Here is a 20,711-nt window from a genome sequence, read left to right as displayed (position 1 = left end):
TGGACATCGAAGGCATGACGTGTGCCTCCTGCGTCAACCGGGTGGAACGGAAACTCGGCAAGCTCGACGGCGTCCAGGCATCAGTCAACCTCCCCCTCGAATCCGCCCAGGTCACGGTACCGGCCGCCATTACGGACCAGCAGATCGTGGACACAGTCAACGCCATCGGCTACACGGCTAAACTCCGCCACCACCCGACGCCCGAACACCACGCCGGCGAGTTCGAGGACCACGCGGGGGGCGGCGTTACGGACGGCGACCCCGGCGCCGATTCCGGTGGTATGCGGAAGCGTGCGTCTAAGGTGGGCCCACGGGGGCAGGGTTTCCTGGCCGGGCTCGCGAGGCAAGGGGGCCAGCGGGGAGGAACGACCGAGCACGCGGAGCATGGTGCCGGAGCCGGCGCCCAACGTGACCACATGTCCCACGCTGCTTCCCAATTGAGGCCGCGCCTGATCGTGGCGGCCGCCCTGACACTGCCCGTTTTCCTGATCTCGATGATCCCCGCCCTGCAGTTCCCGAACTGGGGTTGGGTTGCGGGTTTGCTGGCTCTTCCGGTGGTCAGCTGGGCAGCGTGGCCGTTCCACCGGGCTGCGGCCATCAATGCGCGCCATCTTGCCTCCACCATGGACACCCTGGTCTCCATCGGCGTCTCGGCGGCCTACCTCTTCAGTGTGTGGCAGCTGGCGATCGATCCCCGCATGACCGAGCACCCTGGCATGGCCGGAATGGAATCCGGCGCCCTGTACTTTGAAGTGGCCGCCGTGGTCACTACTTTCCTGCTCCTGGGGCGCTTCCTGGAGGCCAACGCCAAGCAGAAGGCGGGCGATGCCCTGAGGGCGTTGCTGAACCTCGGCGCGAAGGACGCCACCGTGCTGCGCGACGGCGCCGAACACAAAGTCCCGGCTGACCGGCTCCGGGTGGGGGACATTGTGGTGGTCCGGCCGGGTGAGAAGATCGCCACCGATGGGGTGGTGATCGATGGAAGTTCCGCCGTGGATGCCTCCTTGTTGACCGGCGAGTCAGTTCCCGTGGAGGTGGGGCCGCAGAGCAAGGTCACCGGGGCCACCATCAACACGTCCGGCCGCCTTCTGGTCCGTGCCACGCGGGTGGGCTCGGAAACAACACTTGCCCAGATGGCACGGCTGGTCTCGCAGGCACAAACCGGCAAGGCACCCATTGCCCGCCTCGCGGACAGGATCAGCGCCGTCTTCGTCCCTGTGGTGCTGGTCATCGCTGTGCTCACCTTCGCGTTGTGGCTGGCCTTCAGCGGCCCCGCGGTTGAAGGTTCCGAACTCCGTGCAGCCTTTACAGCGGCAGTTGCCGTCCTGGTCATCGCCTGCCCCTGCGCGTTGGGCCTGGCTACCCCGGTGGGGCTGCTCACCGGAACCGGCCGCGGGGCCCAACTGGGCATCCTGATCAAGGGTCCCCAGGTCCTGGAAGACACCCGCACCGTGGACACCATCCTGCTCGACAAGACGGGGACCGTGACCAGTGGCAAGCTCGCCGTCGACAACACCATGGTTTTCGACGGCTACCAGCAGCGGGACGTGCTGCGCCTCGCCGGGGCTGTTGAAGCAGCGTCGGAGCATCCGATCGCGCACGCGATAGCGGCTGCCGCGTTCGACGGCGGGCGCCCGCCCGCCGTCGAAAACTTCCGTTCAGCGCCGGGCGGCGGTGTCGAAGGAACCGTGGAAGGGCAGGTTGTCCTGGCGGGCCGGACCGGCTGGCTCACAGAAAATGGAATCCGCGTGTCGGCAAGCCAGCAGCAGGCCCTCGCGGCGGCGGAAAGGACCGGCGCCACCGCTATCTGGGTGGCTGTGAACGGCGCGCCTTCGGGCATCATCAGCCTCCGCGACACCATCAAGCCGGGTTCCGCTGTGGCCATCGCCAGGCTGAAAGAGCTGGGCTTGCGTCCTGTCCTGCTGACCGGTGACAACGCGGCAGTGGCGCAGCAGGTGGCCGCCGCCGTCGGCATTTCCCCCGATGACGTCTACGCAGGCGTCCTGCCCGCCGGAAAGGTCGAAGCCGTCCGCACGCTTCAGGCGGCCGGCGCAGTCGTGGCCATGGCCGGCGACGGTGTGAATGATGCGGCCGCCCTGGCGCAGGCGGACCTGGGCATCGCCATGGGTTCAGGTACCGATGTAGCCATCGAAGCGGCTGACCTCACGGTGATGGGCAACGATCTGGGCCAGGTGGCGCAGGCTATCGAATTGTCGCGCCGGACACTGGCCACCATCAAGACCAACCTGTTCTGGGCGTTCTTCTATAACGCCATCGGCATTCCGGTGGCTGCCCTGGGGCTTCTGAACCCCATGATCGCGGGAGCTGCGATGGCTGCCAGTTCAGTACTGGTGGTAGCGAACTCGCTCCGGCTCCGGAGCTTCGGCAAGTAACGGCGTCGAAGCGCCCGCGCTTGTCCGGTGCGCTCAGGCAGTGCCGAAGCGGACCGCGGCACGGGCCTTGGCTTTGGCAGCCTCTTCGTCCCGGTCCTTGGCCGGCGAATGGGAGACCAGCGAGTCCAGCAGGTGTTGGGTGATGTGGGCGATCTCGTGCACCGCCTCTTCGAAAGCGTCCTCGTTGGCCTTGGACGGCTTCGTGCTTCCGCTGATCTTGCGCACGTACTGCAGCGCGGCGGCGTGCACCTCTTCGGAGGTGGCGTGCGGCTCAAAGTTGTGGAGGGTTCGAATATTCCGGCACATATTGCCATGCTAGGCTCTGGAGCGCCTGGGATCGACCCCCTGCCCGTGACACAGGTGTGCATGGGCAGGACTGTATGGGCAGCGGTCCCCATCGACTATGTTTGGGGGCCGGGATAGGTTCTAGGTAATGGATCTTCCGGATGAGCCGGAGGCCGCTGGGGATGCCGACACCGTTCGGATCCAAGAAAATGAGGAGAACACAGATGGCTATTTGGGGCGCAGATGTAGAGCAGCTCAGGACCCTCGGCACCAAGCTGCAGAACGGTGCTGACCAGATCGAGCAGCAGCGGACCAACCTCGGACGCCTCCTGGACAGCACCACCTGGGAAGGCCCGGACGCCAAGCACTTCCGCAGCGAATGGCACGGCACCCACACGAGCGCCCTGAACCAGGTCATCCAGGCCCTGAAGGACGCCGGCACGAAGGCCACCAAGAACGCCAACGAGCAGGACCAGGCTTCACGCTAGCCAGTAGCGCCCAAGCATTCACCGCAAGGGTCCGGACACAGCACAGTGTCCGGGCCCTCCGGCGTTTAACAGGCGCTTCCGCATCAACAGGCCCCCTGGCGTCGGGGACGAATGTCCGCCCACCGGGCGTGCCGGCCCTACGGGACGGGTTCGACGTCGTTCGCGTGGTCCAGCGCGGCAGCCTTCCTGGCATTGGACGTTCCGCCGTCCCCGCGCAGCTCATCGAGCCGGACCAGGATGACGCCGCCCACAATGAGCACTCCGCCCAGCAGCTGGATGGCACCGGGGAGTTCACCCAGGAGCAGCCACGCCCAGATGACGGCGAACAACACCTCGGTCAGCGACACGAAAGAAGCCACCTTGGATCCGAGGGCGCGGGCCGCCATGATGCCGGAGACGTAGGCCAGGACCGTGGCGAGGATGATCAGGCCGGCCAGGGAAACCCACCAGGGCGTGATCCAGGGTCCAAGCCTCGTATCCGCGGTGCTGAACGCCATGGGAAGCAGGCCCGTGGCTGCGGTCAGCCACATCACGGCTGCACCCACCATCAGCCCGACGGATGCGAGCACGATGGGCGGCAGCGATTCGTTCTCCTTCGCCGTGATGAAGAAGTAGATGGCGAGGCAGACCGCCGCGGCCATGCCCCAGAGGACCCCGATGAGGTCGATTTTGACGGCTCCGGTGAAGTCCAGCACCAGGACCAGGCCGGCCAGGGACAGGAGTGTTCCGGCGAACGTGGAGGCCCGTGGCCTTTTCCTGCTCGCAGCCCAGAGCCACAACACGATGAGGACGGGGGCCAGGTATTCGAGCAACAGGGCCACACCCACGGAGAGCCGGGCCACGGCGTTGAAGTAGAACAGTTGGCACGCGGCCACCCCGATCAGCCCAAACAGGCCAATGGTGACCCAGTTGTCCCGCAACTGGTGCCAGCGGCCCCGCAATGACAGGACGGCAGGGACCGCCAGGATCAGCGCGGCCCCGGTCAGGCGCGCGGTGACGGCAGCGCCCGGTGACCAGCCTGTCTCCAGGAGGGCTTTGGCGAAGGATCCGGAAAGTCCGAAGACTGCCGAAGAGAACAGCGCGATGCCCAGGCCGGAGCCAAGGATCGAACGCACGGCTACGGGATTGCGGGCGGCAGGCACCGTGACCTCCTGTCAGGAGTAAAGTGGGGTAATGGTCCTGACATTACGCCCGCCCCTAGTAAGGAGTCAAGATGGTCTTTGCCCCTGACACTGAGATCGCCCTGCGCACCGTGGTCAACCTGATCAACACTGCAGCAACCGGAAGGGAAATGTTGGTCACCGTGGCCGACCTGGACGGGTTCCTTGAGACGGAGGGGTTCAGCGGGTCCCGTACGGGAGAAGAGGCCGAGGTAGCCAGTGTCCGGGAACTCCGGAGCCGCCTGACGGAACTATGGACCGCCGACGAGGACATGGCAGTAGCTACGGTCAACAGCCTGTTGCGGGAGGCCAACGCCCTTCCCCAGCTGATAAAGCACGACGGGTGGGACTGGCATCTGCACGCCACCACCAGGGAGGCACCCCTGGCCGAGCGGATGGGGACAGAGGCTGCCATGGCCCTTGCGGACGTCATCCGCAGCAAGGAGATGGACCGCATGCTGGTATGTGCGGCTGCTGACTGCGACGCCGTGGTGCTGGACCTCAGCCGAAACCGTTCCAAGCGGTATTGCGATACCGGGAACTGCGCCAACCGCGCGCATGTTGCTGCCTATCGCGCGCGAAGGGTCACAACCGGCTGAGCCGGCCCGCGGGACTTAAGGGTTGCCGGTTCCCTGGCTGTCCGCGTCAGGCGCCTCGGGCGTTCCGCCTGGCCGGTCCTGTCCGCGGGCACCGAAGCCGTGCGAAGCATTCTTGGCTGAACTCAGGTTGACACCGGATCCCTTGCCCAGGTGTTCGGCGTTTTCCTTGTAGCTCATGGAGAGCATGGCGGCGATCACCAGGGTGACGATGAAGGCGATTCCGGCGCCGGTAAAAGCGAGATCGAAACGCGGCGTCCGGGCACTGCCACCGGAAGCGAAGACCAGAACGGCCACAAAAGCGAGGGCGGCCCAGAACGCAGAGAACATCAGCGGCCCCTTCACCGAGGTCCGCAGGTTGCGCGGTTTTCCTGGTTTTTGGTCTGCCAAGGTAAGTTCCTCTCCTCCAGCCACGCCGGAGGGCTGCTGGTCTGATGTATGCGGTGGCCCGCGGATAACCGGTGGGGCACTGCGGCATTTCTACGCCGGGTAGAACCCGTTCGCTTCTAGTTTACGGCTTCGGGAGGGCAGGCCGGGAATCGTGCCTCAGGCTCAGCCCGGACAGTATCCACAGAACCCCGGAGATGATGGCCCCGCCACCGGCGACACCGAGCAGGGCGTGGGCTCCCAGGCTGATGAAAAAGGGCAGTGAAGCCGCGGTGCCCAGACCGATGATTCCTGATGCCACCCAGTCCCGGGCCAGCACGTGCCGCCCGCGGTGCCGGAGCCCGCAGTACAGTTCCGTGGCCCCCGCGATTCCGAGGCCCAGTGCCGCGACAGTCCCGAAGACGCCGTCCCCGTGAAGCAGCACTGCGGCAGCACCGGCACCCGTCAGCGCAGCCCCTCCGGCGGAAAGGATTTTGCCGGGCGCCCCGTCGCGTGCGAAGCCTGTCTTCGGGAGTCCCCAGAGGAGCAATACACCCGTGGCCAGTAGGTACAGGCCGCCGGCAAAGCCCATGACCTCAACGGACGGTCCGGGCCAGAAGATGGTCAGAGCTCCGAAGGCCAGGGCGGCAAGGGCCCGCAGCAGTACCGGCTTCCACAGGTCAGCCTGCCTGGCGGTTTCTGCAGCGGTGCCGGCGGGTGTCAGAGGTGGGTTCGGGTTCACCGGTCCAGTTTAGTGGCCGTGCGCCCTAGGGCGAACCCAGCACCATCCAGCGGTCGGACCGGGCCCGCGTCCCCAGGGTCACTGCCCGGGCACTCATGTAACCGAGGGCAAACGCGGCCCAGAGCCAGGCGAGTCCTGCAGCCGAGGAGATACCGGTGAGGGCCACAGTTGCGAGCAGGGGCGCATAGACCGCCAGGTTGGCGACCCCCGCCACCGCCAGGTACCTGGCATCCCCGGCGCCGATCAGCACGCCGTCGAGGACAAAGACGTAGCCGGCGATGGGCTGGCCGGCGGCCAGGATCCACAGGGCATACGTCAGGGCGGATTGGACTCCTGCGTCAGCCGTGAACAGCGCGCCAACCCACGGCGCGGCTACAGCCAGCAGGACACCGGTGACCACTCCGAATCCGGCGCCCCAGCGGATCATGGTCCGGGTCAGGAGCCGGGCACGCTGGGGATGGGAAGCCCCCAGTTCCTTGCCGATCAACGCCTGCGCGGCGATGGCAAGGGCGTCCAGGGCAAAAGCGAGGAAGGAGAAGATGGTCATGGCGAGCTGGTGTGCGGCGAGATTTACGGCGCCCTGTCCCGTCACCACAAACACTGTGGCCAGGATGGCGATGCGCAGGCTCAGCGTGCGGAGCATCAGCCACGAGCCCACGCGGGTCATGGCCCGGACTCCGCGCCAGTCCGGCCACAGGCTGATGCCATGGCGGGCGGCGTTCCGCTGGACCATCATCAGATAGACCGCAGCCATGGCCCACTGCGCCAGGCTGGTGCCCGCGGCCGAGCCCGCCACTGACCAGTCCAGGCCATAGACGAGCCAAAGGTTCAGGACAATGTTCAGGGCAAAGCCGGCGGTGGCGACCACCAGCGGCGTCCTGGTGTCCTGCAGTCCGCGGAGGACACCGGTGCCGGCAAAGATGAGCAGCATTGCCACCAGGCCGGGCATGGACCACCGGAGGTAGTCGGTGGCGTAGGACCGTACGTCGCCTTCCGCGCCCATCAGGGTTACCAGCGGTTCAGCGGCCCAAAAGCCGGCAACGGCAAGGGCGATGCCCAGCAGCATTGCCAGCCAGACGCCGTCGCGCCCTGCAGCGAGCGCCTTTCCCAGCTGGCCATGGCCAACCGCCCGGGCCACCGCCGGAGTGGTGGAATAGGCAAGGAACACCATCAGCCCGACGGCGCTGTGCAGCACTGCGGACGCCAGCCCCACACCGGCCAACTGGGCAACCCCAAGGTGGCCCACAATGGCGGAATCGGCCAGGAGGAAGAGCGGCTCGGCGATCAGTGCGCCAAACGCCGGAACGGCAAGCCGGAGGATCTCCCGGGACTGGCCGGCCGGCTTCTTCAGGGCAGCGGGAGCGGGTTGACGGGACACAGGGACAGCCTAGTGCGGCCTGCCCGGCTGACGTTCGGCTTACGTGACGTCCCGAGTCATGACATGGAACACAATCACACGGCATTAGTTGACACTTCAACTAATGATCAGTGAAACTCTTTATATGAACCAGTCACGCCTTACCACCACCGCCATCACCGTCCTGCGCATTATCCTCGGCTTCCTCTTCGCCGCCCACGGCTGGCAGAAGTTCAACGAATGGACTGTCGCCGGCACCCAGGCCGCCTTCGCCCAGATGGGCGTCCCCGCAGCCCAGATCTCTGCTCCCCTGGTCGCCGGCCTCGAACTGGCCGGCGGCATCGCCCTGATCCTGGGCGTGCTGACCCGGATCGTCGCAGCACTCCTGGCCCTGAACATGCTGGGCGCCCTGTTCCTGGTCCACGCCCCCGCCGGCGTCTTCGCAGACAAGGGCGGCTATGAGCTGGTCCTGCTGCTGGCCGCCGCAGCCCTGGCCCTCGCACTGACGGGCGCCGGCCGCGTTTCCGTGGACCGGGCACTGTTCGGCCGCAAGAACTCCCGGCTGGCCGTCCTCGCCTAGAGGGCACCCCTGCAACAGATATAACGCCCGACGGCGGACAGGCACCCAGGTGCGTGTCCGCCGTCGGGGGTTAAAAAGCCTTGGTGATCCGCCCGGGCGTGATCGGCGCCCCTAGCCAGTGACGCCCGTCAGCTCATTGGGAACATGCCGCAGTTCGCCGCTCTTCACTACCCTGCCGGACGTGAGGTCCACGGCGTGGATCTTCGAGCCGGCCGGCTCGGTGACGTAGGCCGTTGATCCCTGAACGAACAGAGTGGGACGTGGATCCTGCCAGATCTCCGGTTCCTCCCAGGCAGGAACCACCGGAACCGAACCAGTCTCAACGCCCGAGACCGGATCAATGGTGTGCAGTGCGCCGTCCGTCCCCAAGACCAGCGCCTCCCCGGCCGGACCGCGGCCCAGGGAGCGGAAGGAGTAACTGGCCCCCAGGTCCACGAGCTGCAGCGTGCCGGTGGCGGTATCCACCAGTGAAATCCGGGTGGGCCGCTCCAGCCCGGCGTCCCGGTCCACCTTGTAGTCGCCGAGAATCACCGGGGACGCGGGGCTTCCGGCCTGGTTACCCATCCGGCCGTACGGGTCAGGACTCGCAACCTTGGTGAAGGCCCCGTCCCGGTAGACCAGCATGCCGTCTTCGCAGCCCACCACCACTGTTGCACCGGCCGCAACCGCCTCACCGTGCACGCCGGGGCAGTCCTCGTTGCGGAGCAGTTCCGCACGCTCCTGGGTTTCCCCGGCCGGAGCAGCCAGCAGCACCAGGCCGCTGCGCCCCTCGTCATTGCCCAGCGTCGCAAGCAACTGTCCGCCCTCCAGCGTGACGGCGACGCCATGGTGGGCCTCGGGCGCGGTGTAGGCGGTGGTTGCCGGCAACCCGGTCTTGAGCGCATCCGAGAGGGTGGCAGGGTCAAAGATCTCCACTTTCCCTGTCCCGTCACTGAAGAGTGCTGTCCGCTTCGCGTGGGTGACCACATGGCCCGCCTCGCTGGCATCAAAAGCGCGGTCCGTCAGCTGCGGCGGGCCGGCATAGGAGTGGCCGTGGTCCCCGTGCCGCTCGGTCCACACGCCGGAATCGAACACGCGGAAAGCATCTCCCGACGAGATCAGCACATGCCTGCCGTCGCCCGCCTGGCTCAACCTGTTGAAGCCCTCAAGCGGCACCTCAGCAACAGTTTCCAGGGTTTTGGCATCCAGGACAGACACTCCGGCCGAATGGGTCAGGACCAGGCGCGGGACCGGCGCACGGGACTCCTTTGCCTCACCCCCGCCTCCGGTTGGATTGCTGCCGGCGGCGGCCCCCGACGGCGGGAGGGCGCTCTCGCCGGGAGCAGCTCCGCAGCCTGAAAGCAGAAGCAAGGAGGCCGCGAGGATAGCCGGGAACGCGAGGGTATGGCGGTTGGTGGGAGACAGATTCAGGGAGGATTTCATCATGTCGCTAATGATACTCATTATTATTAGCGACATGCGCAACGGCATCCGGGGGCGTTTACACCACATCCCGGGATCATGGTGGCAAAGCGCTCAAATACTCACAGTGAGCATCAGCAACTCCCAGAAAACAATCGCAAAAGTCTTGACGTCTACAACGTTGCACTGGTAAACCTGTGAACGATAACAAGGGTGGTCCGCATCACCATCCGCGTTGCTTGTCACCGAGGCGTCCCCTGCCCATCCCGACCCGCCGGCCTTCCAGGCCGGCGCACCCCAGAAAACAGCCACCACAAGTCTTCCGATTGTATTGAAACGATCCAAGCCCGCCGCAGTGGCCGGGCTTCCGCACCGCTCATCAAAGGAGATGTTCGTGATCCATCCCCCTCAAGACAGTCCGCTCAACATGGCGGAACCACCGCCGAACCCTGGCCGGAGCCGCCTTTCCCTGGGCACCAAAGCCGTGACAGCCGCCGTTGCCTCCGCGGCGCTGGCCTTCACGGGCCTGCCGGCAGTCCAAGCGGAGACGGCCCTGCCGCCGGTCGGCAGCGGCTTCCGTTTCGATTTCGGCCCCGGCAGCACCGAAACCGGCTACACCCGCGTCGACGCCGCCACCGCCTATTCCGCGGACGGGAAGTTTGGCTTTACGGACACCGCCGTCACCTCCGGCGTGGACCGCGGCACCGGCGACGCCCTCCGCTCGGATTTCGTCCAGGCGCAGGGCAGCAGCTTCCTGGTGGATCTGCCCAATGGCGACTACACCGTCAAGCTCATTGCCGGTGACGCCACTGAAGCCACCAACATCGCCATAACGGCCGAAAAGATGGCCAAGGTCCAGCTCACGGACAAACCCGCGGGCCAGTACCTGGAAATGGAGTTCCCCATTTCGCTGGTCGACGGGCAGCTGAATCTGGACTTCACCGGGACGGCTGCCAAGATCAACTCGCTGGTCATTGCTGCGCGTGCTCCGCGCGCTGCCACCACTGACCCCGGCGTCTACCTGGCCGGCGACTCCACGGTCCAGACCTACGATGCCGGCTACGTTCCGCAGGCGGGCTGGGGCCAGATGATCGACCGCTTCTTCGATGACAAGGTGGCCTTCAGGAACCACGCCATCGGCGGCCGCAGCTCAAAGAACTTCATCAGCCAGGGACGGCTGGACGAGATCCTCCGGGTCATCAACCCCGGGGACTACCTCATGGTGCAGTTCGGCCACAACGACGCGACCTTCGGCGTGGATGACCGCTACGCCTCCCCGGCCGACTACAAGGAATATCTCAGGACGTACGTCGATGGTGCCCGGCAACGCGGCGCCACCCCCGTCCTGGTAACGCCCGTGGGACGGCGCGACTACGACGAAGCAACCGGCAAATTCCGCGTCAGCTTCCCCGAATATGTGGCCAAGATGCAGGAACTGGCCACCGAGGAGAACGTGGCACTGGTGGATCTCTCCGCCATGAGCCGCGCCTACTACGACACCATCGGCCCGGAGGACACCAAGTCCGTCTTCCTGCACGTCGACGCCGGGGTTTACCCGAACCGGCCCACCGGCACCGTGGACAACACGCACTTCCAGGAATACGGCGCCATCCAGATCGCACGCCTGATCGCAGGCAGTGTCAAGCAGCTCAGCGATCCGCTGGCCGCACATGTCAAGGAGATCACCCCGCCGTCGGCCGTTCCCGCAAAGCCCCAGGGACTGGTGGCCGGGAGCATCTCCAACGCCGGGGCCCTCTTGAAGTGGCAGCCGGTGGAAGGCGCGGACATCTACAAGGTCTACCGCAAGCTGGCCTCCGAACCGGACACCGCCTGGAAGCTGGCCACCACCGCGACCGTCCCCACTGCCAACCTCACCGGGCTGGCCGAAGGCACGGCCTACAACGTCCGCGTCGCTGCCCTGAACGGCAAGGGACTCTCCGAGCCAAGCGACACCCTGAACCTGACCACCAAGGAAGCCAAGTACAAATTCGACTTCGGCCCCGTGGGAGCCCCGGTTGAACCCGGCTACACCGAGGTCAACAGGACCATGGCGTACTCCAAGGAACGTGGATTCGGGTTCAAGGACATCACCGTCCTCAGCGACCGCGATCGCGGCGCCGTGACAACTAACCTCCTGCGCGACTTCGTCCTCAGCGGCACCAGCTTCGAATTCCAGCTCGATGTGCCCAATGGCACGTATGCCCTGAAGACGTACCACAGCGACTGGATCGGCTCCACCCGGACCGACGTAGCCGCCGAAGGCACCCCCTACGGGCAGGTGGCCTCGTCCAAGGCCTCATCCGCCACCAAGATCATCAACCAGGTCCTGGTCTCCGACGGCCAGCTCAACCTGACCATCAGCGGTTCCGGGCAGCGCCTCAACGGCCTCGAGGTCACCCCGCTCCTCGTGGGACCCACCAATCTGCGCACCACGGCCATCGACGCCGGCGCGGAACCGCCGGTGGTGGACCTCGCGTGGGACGCTGTGGGCGATGCCGCCAGCTACAAGGTGTTCCGCAAGGCAGCCCATGAAGCTGACCCGCAGCTGGTCGCAGAGAACGTCACCACAGCAGCCTTCCGGGACAGCAGCGCCTTCGCCGGCCTCAAATACCAGTACTTCGTCACCGCGGTGGACCACACCGGCCTCGAGTCGGTCCCCTCCAACACCGTGGACGTGGCCCTCGTGGATCCGAACACTCCAGTGCCGGCTGCCACCGGCAAAGTGGACATCAAGGCCATCGAAAAGACCAGCATCAGCCTCAAATGGCAGAGGGTCACCGGTGCTGCGGCCTACCAGGTCTACCGGTCCACGTCCCCGGACGGACCATTTGAGTACGTCGGCCGGGCCACCGAGGTGAACTACACGGACACCACGGTCCTGACCACCATCAGGTACTACTACCGCGTGACCACCGTGAACAAGGGCGGCGAATCCGCGCCGTCCGCCGTGATCGGGACCGAAAAGGTCACCATTGTGAACCGGCAGATGGAGGCGCTTGACCGCGCCCCCGTTGCGCTGCTGACAGGCGAAGGCGTCCGGGTAGGCTGGCGCATGCTGGGCCTTGATCCTGAGCAGATCGGCTTCCATGTCATCCGCGACGGCGTCCAGCTCACCGTTGACCCGATCCGGAACAGCACCAGCTACCTTGATGCCGGGGGAACCGCGGGCTCCCGGTACGTCATCAAGGCTGTGGGCAACGGCGCGGACCAGCTCACCGCCGAGTTCGCCCCCCTGGCGCAGGACTACCTGGCGGTCAAGCTGGACAAGCCTGCCGACGACTACACCAAGGACGGGCAGCTCTACAGCTATTCCGCCGGCGACTCCAGCATTGCCGACGTCGACGGCGACGGCACCTACGAGGTCATCCAGCTGTGGTCGCCGTCCAACTCCAAGGACAACTCGCAGGCAGGCTACACCGGCACCGTCTACGTGGACGCCTACAAGATGGATGGGACCAAGCTCTGGCGGATCAACATGGGCCCGAACATCCGTGCCGGCGCGCACTACACGCAGCTGCTCGCCTACGACTTCGACAGCGACGGCAAGGCCGAAATCGCGATGAAGACAGCGGACGGCACACGTGACGCCGCAGGCACCGTCGTCGGAAACGCCACTGCGGATTACCGCAACAGCAGCGGCTACGTCCTGACAGGACCGGAGTACCTCTCGGTCTTCCACGGCGCCACCGGCACCATCATGGACACCGTGGCCTACGATCCGCCCCGCGGAGACGTGGCAGCCTGGGGTGACGGCTACGGCAACCGCGTGGACCGCTTCCTGGGGGCCGTGGCCTACCTCGACGGCGAACACCCCTCCATGATGTTCAGCCGCGGCTACTACACCCGCACCGTGCTGGCCACGTACGATCTCGTGGGCGGCAAGATCCTCAAGCGCTGGATCTTCGATTCAGACACCGCAGGCGCCCAGTACCGCGGCCAGGGAAACCACAACCTCTCAGTGGCCGACGTGGACGCTGACGGCAAGGACGAGTTCGTCTTTGGCTCCCTGACCATCGATGACAACGGCAAGCCGCTCTACAACACCGGCCTTGGCCACGGCGACGCGATCCACACCAGTGACCTTGACCCCTCCCGGCCGGGACTCGAAACGTTCGCCGCCCACGAGGACATGGGTTCCAGCGGGAACAAGGGCGCCACGTTCCGTGACTCCCGGACCGGTGAGGTCATCTGGAGCATTCCGGCCGTCAAGGACACCGGACGGGCAGCAGCCGGCGACATCGACCCCCGGCACGCCGGGGCTGAGGGCTGGGCAATCGGCGGCGACGCCGCGTGGAACTCCCCGGTGGGCGAACTCCGCTCAGCCAAGGGCGGCCTGATCGCCAACAACATCCCGGCGGCCAACTTCCTTGCCTGGTGGGACGGAGACCTGCTCCGCGAGATCGTGGACCACGATTGGGATGCCACCACCAGCAAGGGAACACCCACTATCTCGAAATGGAACTGGGAAACGGAATCGAGCGACCGGCTCCTGACGGCCGCGGGTGCGAAGTCGAACAACAGCACCAAGGGGACCCCGGCCATCCAGGCCGACCTCCTGGGCGACTGGCGAGAGGAAATCGCGTGGCCGTCGTCGGACAGCACGGAACTGCGGATCTACACCACCACCGCAGGCACTGACGTCCGGCTCCGGACCCTGATGCACGATCCTGTGTACCGCCTCTCGGTGGCGCGCGAAAACATCTCCTACAACCAGCCGCCGCATCCCGGCTTCTTTATCGGTGCCGGCATGGAGCTGCCTGCACAGCCGGATATCACGTACACCGGCGCACGTTAACCGCTTGGACACGCCGTAACCGGCAGCGGAACAACACGTTGCACCACGAACTGCCCTGTCCGCCCTCCGGCGGGCGGGGCAGTTCCTGTTGCGTCTTTGTGTCCTCCCTGACGCCCGGGTAACCCCGGCGCCTCAGTAAGATCGCAGCATGACTGAGTCCGCCGCCAATTCCGTGACCCTCCGCTTCCTGGCCGCTCCGATGGACGTGGGCCACAGCGGGTCCGTTGACGCCGGAACCGTGCTGGAGTGGGTGGACAAGGCCGCTTATGCTGCCGCCGTCGGCTGGGCAAAGTCCTACTGCGTCACGGCCTACGTCGGCAACATCCACTTCGCAGACCCGGTGAACAGCGGCGACATGGTGGAGGTGGAGGCCACCATCGTGTACACGGGCCGCTCCTCCATGCATATCCGGACCGTGGTCTCCTCCAGCGACCCCAAGGGTGGACCGGCCACGATGCGCAGCCAGTGCATCGTCATCTTCGTAGCGGTTGGCGATGACGGGAAACCGATCCCGGTAAGGCAGTTTGAGCCGGTGACCGCGGAAGAGATCGAACAGCGCGATCACGCCGTGGCACGGATCAAGGTCCGGGAACGGATCGTCGAAGCTATGAACGCCCAGGAATATACCGACGCCGGGACGGCCGAGCGTGTGACGCTGCGGTTCATGGCCGCCCCCACGGACGTGAACTGGGGAGGGAAGGTCCACGGCGGCATCGTGATGAAGTGGATCGACGAAGCCGCTTACGTCTGCGCTTCCCGCTACTGCGGCCTGGACACGGTAGCGGTCTTCTCCGGCGGCGTCCGCTTCTACCGCCCGCTGCTGATCGGCCACGTGGTGGAAGTGGAGGCGCGCCTGGTTTACACCGGAACCAAGGGAATGCACGTGGCTGTCCACGTGCGCTCCGGTGATCCGAAGACCAGGGAGCTGAACCTGACCACGTACTGCCTCACCGTGATGGTGGCGCGCGACGCCGAAGGCACCTCCGTGCCCATCCCCCGCTGGGTGCCGGTCTCGGAAGAGGACAAGCGGCTGCACGCGCATGCGCGCGAGCTGCTCGAAATCCGGGGCACAGCCCCGGGAAACCGGCTCCCCAACCACCTGCTGGCCCAGGGCTAAGCCCGTTCCAACGGCGGTGGTGGACCTTAGAAGCCGCCACCTCCGGCGTCGGCCGCCATGTTCGCAAAGCGGGAGTAGTGGCCCTGGAACGCCACCACGATGTCCTTGGTGGGTCCGTTACGGTGCTTGGCGATCAGGATGTCAGCCTCGCCTGCACGCGGTGACTCCTTGTCATAGACGTCTTCACGGTGCAGCAGGATGACCATGTCAGCATCCTGCTCGATGGAACCGGATTCACGGAGGTCCGAGACCATGGGCCGCTTGTCCTGGCGCTGCTCGGAGCCACGGTTCAGCTGCGAGAGGGCAATCACCGGCACCTGGAGCTCCTTGGCCAGGAGTTTGAGCGCGCGGGAGAACTCGGAGACTTCCTGCTGGCGCGACTCCACCTTCTTGCCCGAGCTCATGAGCTGCAGGTAGTCGAGGATCACCAGCTTGAGGTCATGCTGCTGCTTGAGGCGGCGGCACTTGGCGCGGATCTCCATCAGCGACATGTTGGGGCTGTCGTCAATAAACAGCGGGGCATCGTTCATCCTGCCCATGGTGGTGGCGATCTTGGACCACTGCTCGTCCTTGATGGTGCCCTTGCGAAGGTCCTGCAGGCCGATGGTTGCCTCGGCCGAGAGGAGGCGCATGGCAATCTCGTTCCGGCCCATTTCCAGGGAGAACATGACCGTGGCCAGGTTGTTCTTGATCGCGGCCGACCTGGCGAAGTCCAGGGCAAACGTGGACTTACCGACAGCGGGCCGGGCGGCGATGACAATCATCTGGCCCGGGTGCAGGCCGTGGGTAAGTTCGTCCAGCTCGTAAAAGCCGGTGGGCACACCTGTCATGCCTTCGCCGCGGTGTCCGGAGGCTTCGATCTCGTCCACCGTGGCTTCCATGACGTCCTTGAGGACCACATAGTCCTCGGCCGTGCGGCGCTCGGCCACGGCGTAGACCTCAGCCTGGGCCTGGTTGACCAGATCCTCCACCTCGCCATCGGAGCCATAGCCCAGCTGGACGATCTTGGTTCCTGCGTTGACGAGGCGGCGGAGGACAGCCCGTTCGGCCACGATCTCGGCGTAGTAGCCGGCGTTGGCCGCGGTGGGTACGGTCTGGATCAGCTCGTGCAGGTAGGCCGGGCCGCCGATCCTGTTGATCTCGGCACGCTTGGTCAGTTCATCTGAGACGGTGACGGCGTCGGCGGGCTCGCCACGGCCATAGAGGTCAATGATGGCCTCATAGATGGTTTCGTGGGCCGGCCGGTAAAAATCCTGGCCGCGGAGGATTTCCACAACATCGGCAATGGCATCCTTGGAAAGCATCATGCCGCCAAGAACAGACTGCTCAGCGGGGATGTCCTGGGGCGGCTTTCGGCTGGTTTCTGATCCGCGGGTACCGTCGATCGAGTCCAGGTGCGTTACTGACAAAGCTGCCGTCCTCCGTTTATATGCCGCGTGATGCCGCGGCGTTCAAGCCAATTCCTGCCGGATGCCGGCCTGTGGTTCTTTCACAACCCTGCCTCCAGCGCGGCTGGTTTCAGGTCTATCAGCCGCCACTGACAACGAAGGCCGCGTGGGCCTGGGCAGTCGGTTGTGCGGGCAAAGAGAGTTATCCCCACAATCCACAAAGTTATCCACAGAGGTTGCCGCCGGAGCAGGAATGGGTACCTGCCACCGGGGCACATACCCGTCCGCGGCGGCGCTGATTGCACCTCAAGGAACAGGTCTCCCGCTACGCTATCCGCCCCCGCTCCACTGTCCAAGCCCACCTCCCGTCCAGCCTGTGGATAACCTGTGCACTAACTGGCATAGCTTGTGCACAGCCTGTGGGTGAACCTGTGGAAACAAAAATACTTTGCACCCCTGCAAGCCTCTGACCTGCACAAACATTATTCCGGGGTGTGGACGAAATATTATTTTTCGAAACCTTCATCCACAGCTTGCAGCCCGGCAGGCCCGGACCGGGACAGCTTTGGCCTCCTTCGGAGGGCTGATTCATTCACTTCCCGTGATGAACCCCACAGGCTCTGCCGGCTTTGACGGGACGGCGGCAGCCATGTATGCAAGGCGGGAATGGGCTGTGGATAACGCCCCGTCTGGCATAAGCTCTAAACATGGGCGACATACTGATGGTCCTGCTGCCGGCCATCATCCTGGGGGCAGTTATTTGGGCACTGACAACAGCCCTGAGGCCCCGTGATTCGGGGACTTCGGATGCGGAAAAATATCAACAGGACCTCGCCAGACGCTCGGCAGAGCATTATGCGGAACAGGTGCGGGTGGCTACGGCCGCACGTGCCCGGCTAGAGGCCAAAACCCGTCCCAGCCAGAACGAACAACAGCAACTGCAGCAGGAAGGCAACGCCCGCGCCGCGCAGCGCGCCCAGTCCGGGACGGCGGCCGGTCACCATGGTCACTCGGTGGCTCACGGCGGGCAGTTGGACCCACAGCTTGCCTTGCAGCTTCAGACGCTGGCCCGTAACGGGCACAAGATTGAAGCCATCAAGCTCCTCCGCCAAGCAACCCAAACAGACCTGGCCACCGCCAAAGAGTATGTAGATCGGCTTTAGAAATGGAATCGCTCGTGATCCCCGTCATTATCCTCGCGGTCGTCGGCGCCGCAGTGGCCCTGGCAGCCCGCGCGTTCAGCAGGCGGCAGTCATCCGCCAGGAAAGCGGGCTCTGTTCCGCCGCCGGATCCGGTAGAGCTGGCACGCAGCGCCGCCGCAAAACTCACCGAAGAACAGCACCGCCGGCTGTACGCCCTGATCGCACAGGGTCAGGCAATGGCGGCCATCAAACTCTATTACGAGTCCACAGGTGAGGGCCTGCGCTCTGCCCGCGACGCCGTGGCGGCGTTGGCCGCCCACCCGCAGCCCTACCGCAGCGTTCCGGCAGAAACGGCCGAGGTGGACACTGACGACGACGCACCTCAGCGGTTCCCGTACCGGTACCGTGCCATTGCCAGCAAGGGTGATGTCACGCGGGAGGTCAGCAGCAACATGCTCAACGACGAAATCTACGGGCGTATCCGCACTCTGGCGCGAAGCGGCGACACAGAGGCCGCTGCGAACGCCCTCACCAGGCACTCGGACATCACCTTGAAGCAGGCGCGCGAGTTCATTGCCCTGCTCGATGACTAGCCGGGCGCCTGCTGGGCCCTAGAAGTCGAACAGGTCCCCCAGCCAGCCTTCCTTTTTCTTGGGCCGCCGGCGGTCGTAGTCACGGTCATAGCCCTGCCTGCCGTAGTTCCGGTCGTCAGAGCGGGGCCGGTCGTAGCGGGCCTGGCCACGCTGGGGCTCAAAGTTGGGATACAAGGGCGGCGGGACCGGCGCCGATGCCTGCGGCGCAGCAGCCGGGCGGGCAGCCGGCGGGGCGCTTCCCCCCATTGCCTCGTTGGCGCGGTCGATGATCTTATCCAGCTCACCCCGGTCGAGCCAGACGCCGCGGCACTGGGGGCAGTAGTCAATCTCCACACCGCTGCGTTCGCTCATGATCAGGTCAATCGAATCCACGGGACATTTCATGACCGGTCAACGATCGGCGGGCCTGGTTAGTTCGGCAGCCAGGATCAGCACCGGATCAACGGCCACCCGATATGCCTGCCAGCAGCTGTTCGAACGGCAGCGACTGCGCCACGGCGGGCCGGGAGCCCGGCTGCCCGCCCGTGAGGAGGTCCGCAAGCTCGGCTGCTGCACGGTCGATGCGGGCCGACAGGGGTGATCCGCCGTCGTCGTTGTTCCCCCAGTCCTGTGGGCCGGCAAAGACGCCGGTGGCAGTCATCCTGGTCCGCAGGTAGCTGAACAGCGGACGCATGGCGTACTCGAGGACCATCTGGTGGCGGTCCGTTCCACCGGTGGCCCCGAGCAGCACGGCCTTGCCTTCCAAGGACTTTGGATCAAGGACGTCGATGAACGACTTGAAAAGGCCGCTGTAGGACGCGCTGAAGACGGGGCTGACGGCAATAATGCCGTCGGAGGCCTCCACGCCGGTGATGACATCAGCCAGGCGCGGGCCCGCATAGCCGGTGACAAAGTTGTTTGCGATGTCCACGGCGAAGTCCCTGAGCTCAACAACGTCCACGCTCACGCCATAGCCCGCGGCAGTGAGCCGGTGTTCTGCGGCGGCGGCAAGCTGATCGGCGAGAAGCCGGCTTGAAGACGGGACACCAAGGCCGGCGGAAAGGACGGTGATGCGGCGGGTTTCCACGATGGACTCCTGAAAGTTCGGTTGATACAAGGATACATGTGTTTGCATGTATCGAGGTAACCGGCGGCAGCCTGCGTTTATTCCGCACCACGGGCGGAGGCGCTGCGCGGACGGCGGCACCCCGCACAACCCGCATCCTTGACAGCCCATCGAGCCTTGGGGAACATCGAGAGATGCCGGTGCCTGGCTGTCCCAGGAGCCGACCGGCGGTCCCCTCCTCGAAGGGATATCGGATGAAGTCGGCCCTCTCTCGTCTCAGATCCTTCCGGGGTGTGGCCACAACCGCGGCAGCCCTCCTGGCGGTCTCCATCGCGGGTTGCACCAGCGGTCCGGAGCCGCCTGACCGGCAGTCCCCTGCGGCTGAAGTACGGATCGCTGCTGTCGGCGACATGAACGGCCCCAAGACCACTGACCCGGACAGCCCGTCCGGCCGGAACGCTGCAGCGATCACCCGGCTCGTGCAGGACAACGAAATTGAGGCGTTTCTGGGGCTCGGGGACTTCCAGTACGACATTGCGGACTGCGCCGACTTCGTGAAGTACTGGGCGCCCCTGTGGGGTGGCACGATGCCCAAGTTGTACTGGGTGTCTGCGCCAAACCACGACTGGGAACCAGGTCGGAACGAAGACCTCGACAACTTCATGAACGGCCAGTGCCCGGGGTCCAAGGACAAGGCAGCCATCAACGAACAGCGCGGGTTCATCGGGAACGGAAGGGCCTACTCCAAGGACTTCGGGAACTGGCACTTTGCGTTCCTGTCGTCCGCCCACTGGCGGTATAACCCCCAGCAGGCCCGGTCATTGACGGCATGGCTCGATGAAGACCTCGCCGCAGCCAAGGCGGCCGGTAAGCATCTGGCAGTCGTCTACCACGAACCGTACTTCACATCGAACACGGACGAGCATGAGCGGGCCGCTGACCACAAGCCGTGGATCGACGTGATGTGGAAGCACCGGGTCCGCCTGACCCTGTCGGGGTCCCAACACAACTACGAACGGTCATGTCCGGTGGACAACGCCGACCAGTGCGTCAGTGACGGCATGACAGCCTTCCAGGTTTCCACGGGAGGTATCGGCCTGCGTCCGTTCACCAGCAGTCCGCCGTACATCGAGAAGCGGTTCAGCGACACTCACGGGTTCCTTCGGCTGACACTCAGGGACGACGGATCTTTTGATTGGAATTTCGTTCCAACGTCGGGCTCAAGCACGGACTCAGGCACGCGCGGCTGACAAGCCGCGCTGG

At 65.3% G+C, this 20,711-nt stretch carries 18 protein-coding genes; 9 read left to right on the top strand and 9 right to left on the bottom strand.

Annotated features, from left to right (window positions below):
• The first annotated feature begins 14 nt into the window (after positions 1 to 14).
• Complete coding sequence (locus AC1MCA_RS10575) at positions 15 to 2,393, top strand: heavy metal translocating P-type ATPase (protein ID WP_479803358.1); 2,379 nt, start codon at positions 15 to 17, stop codon at positions 2,391 to 2,393.
• Between the two features lie 33 nt (positions 2,394 to 2,426).
• Here the strand turns inward: AC1MCA_RS10575 and AC1MCA_RS10570 are convergent, their stop codons facing one another.
• Positions 2,427 to 2,699, bottom strand: a complete 273-nt coding sequence (locus AC1MCA_RS10570; RefSeq protein ID WP_479796759.1) for a DUF2277 domain-containing protein — start codon at positions 2,697 to 2,699, stop codon at positions 2,427 to 2,429.
• 203 nt (positions 2,700 to 2,902) lie between these two features.
• On the opposite strand from AC1MCA_RS10570, the gene AC1MCA_RS10565 reads away from it, so the two are divergent.
• Positions 2,903 to 3,166, top strand: a complete 264-nt coding sequence (locus tag AC1MCA_RS10565) for a WXG100 family type VII secretion target (protein ID WP_479796757.1) — start codon at positions 2,903 to 2,905, stop codon at positions 3,164 to 3,166.
• Positions 3,167 to 3,303: 137 nt separating this feature from the next.
• Here the strand turns inward: AC1MCA_RS10565 and AC1MCA_RS10560 are convergent, their stop codons facing one another.
• Entirely contained in the window at positions 3,304 to 4,308 is a 1,005-nt protein-coding gene (locus AC1MCA_RS10560) for an EamA family transporter (RefSeq protein WP_479796756.1), read from the bottom strand.
• Positions 4,309 to 4,379: 71 nt separating this feature from the next.
• On the opposite strand from AC1MCA_RS10560, the gene AC1MCA_RS10555 reads away from it, so the two are divergent.
• The gene (locus AC1MCA_RS10555; RefSeq protein ID WP_479796753.1) at positions 4,380 to 4,925 is read left to right on the top strand and encodes a CGNR zinc finger domain-containing protein; all 546 of its coding nucleotides are present in this window, start codon (positions 4,380 to 4,382) and stop codon (positions 4,923 to 4,925) included.
• A gap of 15 nt (positions 4,926 to 4,940) precedes the next feature.
• Here the strand turns inward: AC1MCA_RS10555 and AC1MCA_RS10550 are convergent, their stop codons facing one another.
• The 3 genes from AC1MCA_RS10550 to AC1MCA_RS10540 form a co-directional block, all read right to left on the bottom strand.
• Positions 4,941 to 5,312 carry a hypothetical protein gene (locus AC1MCA_RS10550; protein ID WP_479796749.1) on the bottom strand — a complete coding sequence of 124 codons (372 nt, stop codon included), beginning with the start codon at positions 5,310 to 5,312 and terminating at the stop codon, positions 4,941 to 4,943.
• A gap of 121 nt (positions 5,313 to 5,433) precedes the next feature.
• A complete protein-coding gene (locus AC1MCA_RS10545) occupies positions 5,434 to 6,030 on the bottom strand; it encodes a hypothetical protein (RefSeq protein ID WP_479796746.1) in 597 nt (198 codons plus the stop codon).
• A gap of 25 nt (positions 6,031 to 6,055) precedes the next feature.
• The gene (locus AC1MCA_RS10540) at positions 6,056 to 7,408 is read right to left on the bottom strand and encodes an MATE family efflux transporter (protein WP_479796744.1); all 1,353 of its coding nucleotides are present in this window, start codon (positions 7,406 to 7,408) and stop codon (positions 6,056 to 6,058) included.
• 124 nt (positions 7,409 to 7,532) lie between these two features.
• Between AC1MCA_RS10540 and AC1MCA_RS10535 the strand changes: the two genes are divergently transcribed.
• Positions 7,533 to 7,967 carry a DoxX family protein gene (locus AC1MCA_RS10535; protein ID WP_479796742.1) on the top strand — a complete coding sequence of 145 codons (435 nt, stop codon included), beginning with the start codon at positions 7,533 to 7,535 and terminating at the stop codon, positions 7,965 to 7,967.
• A gap of 111 nt (positions 7,968 to 8,078) precedes the next feature.
• Here the strand turns inward: AC1MCA_RS10535 and aztD are convergent, their stop codons facing one another.
• Positions 8,079 to 9,392 carry a zinc metallochaperone AztD gene (gene aztD, locus AC1MCA_RS10530; protein WP_479796739.1) on the bottom strand — a complete coding sequence of 438 codons (1,314 nt, stop codon included), beginning with the start codon at positions 9,390 to 9,392 and terminating at the stop codon, positions 8,079 to 8,081.
• A gap of 403 nt (positions 9,393 to 9,795) precedes the next feature.
• Between aztD and AC1MCA_RS10525 the strand changes: the two genes are divergently transcribed.
• Both AC1MCA_RS10525 and AC1MCA_RS10520 read left to right on the top strand, forming a co-directional pair.
• Positions 9,796 to 14,163 carry a rhamnogalacturonan lyase family protein gene (locus AC1MCA_RS10525; RefSeq protein WP_479803356.1) on the top strand — a complete coding sequence of 1,456 codons (4,368 nt, stop codon included), beginning with the start codon at positions 9,796 to 9,798 and terminating at the stop codon, positions 14,161 to 14,163.
• 148 nt (positions 14,164 to 14,311) lie between these two features.
• Positions 14,312 to 15,280: an acyl-CoA thioesterase gene (locus tag AC1MCA_RS10520; protein WP_479796735.1), complete on the top strand. Its 969-nt coding sequence runs from the start codon at positions 14,312 to 14,314 to the stop codon at positions 15,278 to 15,280.
• 26 nt (positions 15,281 to 15,306) lie between these two features.
• On the opposite strand, the gene dnaB is transcribed toward AC1MCA_RS10520, so the two are convergent.
• Positions 15,307 to 16,689, bottom strand: coding sequence for a replicative DNA helicase (dnaB, locus tag AC1MCA_RS10515; RefSeq protein WP_479796733.1), 1,383 nt, complete (start codon positions 16,687 to 16,689; stop codon positions 15,307 to 15,309).
• 686 nt (positions 16,690 to 17,375) lie between these two features.
• Between dnaB and AC1MCA_RS10510 the strand changes: the two genes are divergently transcribed.
• On the top strand, positions 17,376 to 17,831 hold the full coding sequence (locus tag AC1MCA_RS10510) for a hypothetical protein (protein ID WP_479796729.1): 456 nt from the start codon (positions 17,376 to 17,378) through the stop codon (positions 17,829 to 17,831).
• Between the two features lie 2 nt (positions 17,832 to 17,833).
• Entirely contained in the window at positions 17,834 to 18,403 is a 570-nt protein-coding gene (locus AC1MCA_RS10505; protein WP_479796728.1) for a hypothetical protein, read from the top strand.
• A gap of 18 nt (positions 18,404 to 18,421) precedes the next feature.
• On the opposite strand, the gene AC1MCA_RS10500 is transcribed toward AC1MCA_RS10505, so the two are convergent.
• A complete protein-coding gene (locus AC1MCA_RS10500) occupies positions 18,422 to 18,775 on the bottom strand; it encodes a TFIIB-type zinc ribbon-containing protein (RefSeq protein WP_479796727.1) in 354 nt (117 codons plus the stop codon).
• A 67-nt stretch (positions 18,776 to 18,842) separates the two neighbouring features.
• Positions 18,843 to 19,469, bottom strand: coding sequence for an FMN reductase (locus tag AC1MCA_RS10495; protein ID WP_479796724.1), 627 nt, complete (start codon positions 19,467 to 19,469; stop codon positions 18,843 to 18,845).
• A gap of 272 nt (positions 19,470 to 19,741) precedes the next feature.
• On the opposite strand from AC1MCA_RS10495, the gene AC1MCA_RS10490 reads away from it, so the two are divergent.
• Positions 19,742 to 20,698: a metallophosphoesterase family protein gene (locus tag AC1MCA_RS10490; RefSeq protein ID WP_479796723.1), complete on the top strand. Its 957-nt coding sequence runs from the start codon at positions 19,742 to 19,744 to the stop codon at positions 20,696 to 20,698.
• Positions 20,699 to 20,711: the final 13 nt, after the last annotated feature.

Source organism: Arthrobacter sp. BK1 (assembly GCF_056680055.1).
Note: the sequence above shows the minus strand (reverse complement) of the source record. Positions and strands in the feature narration are given on the sequence as shown.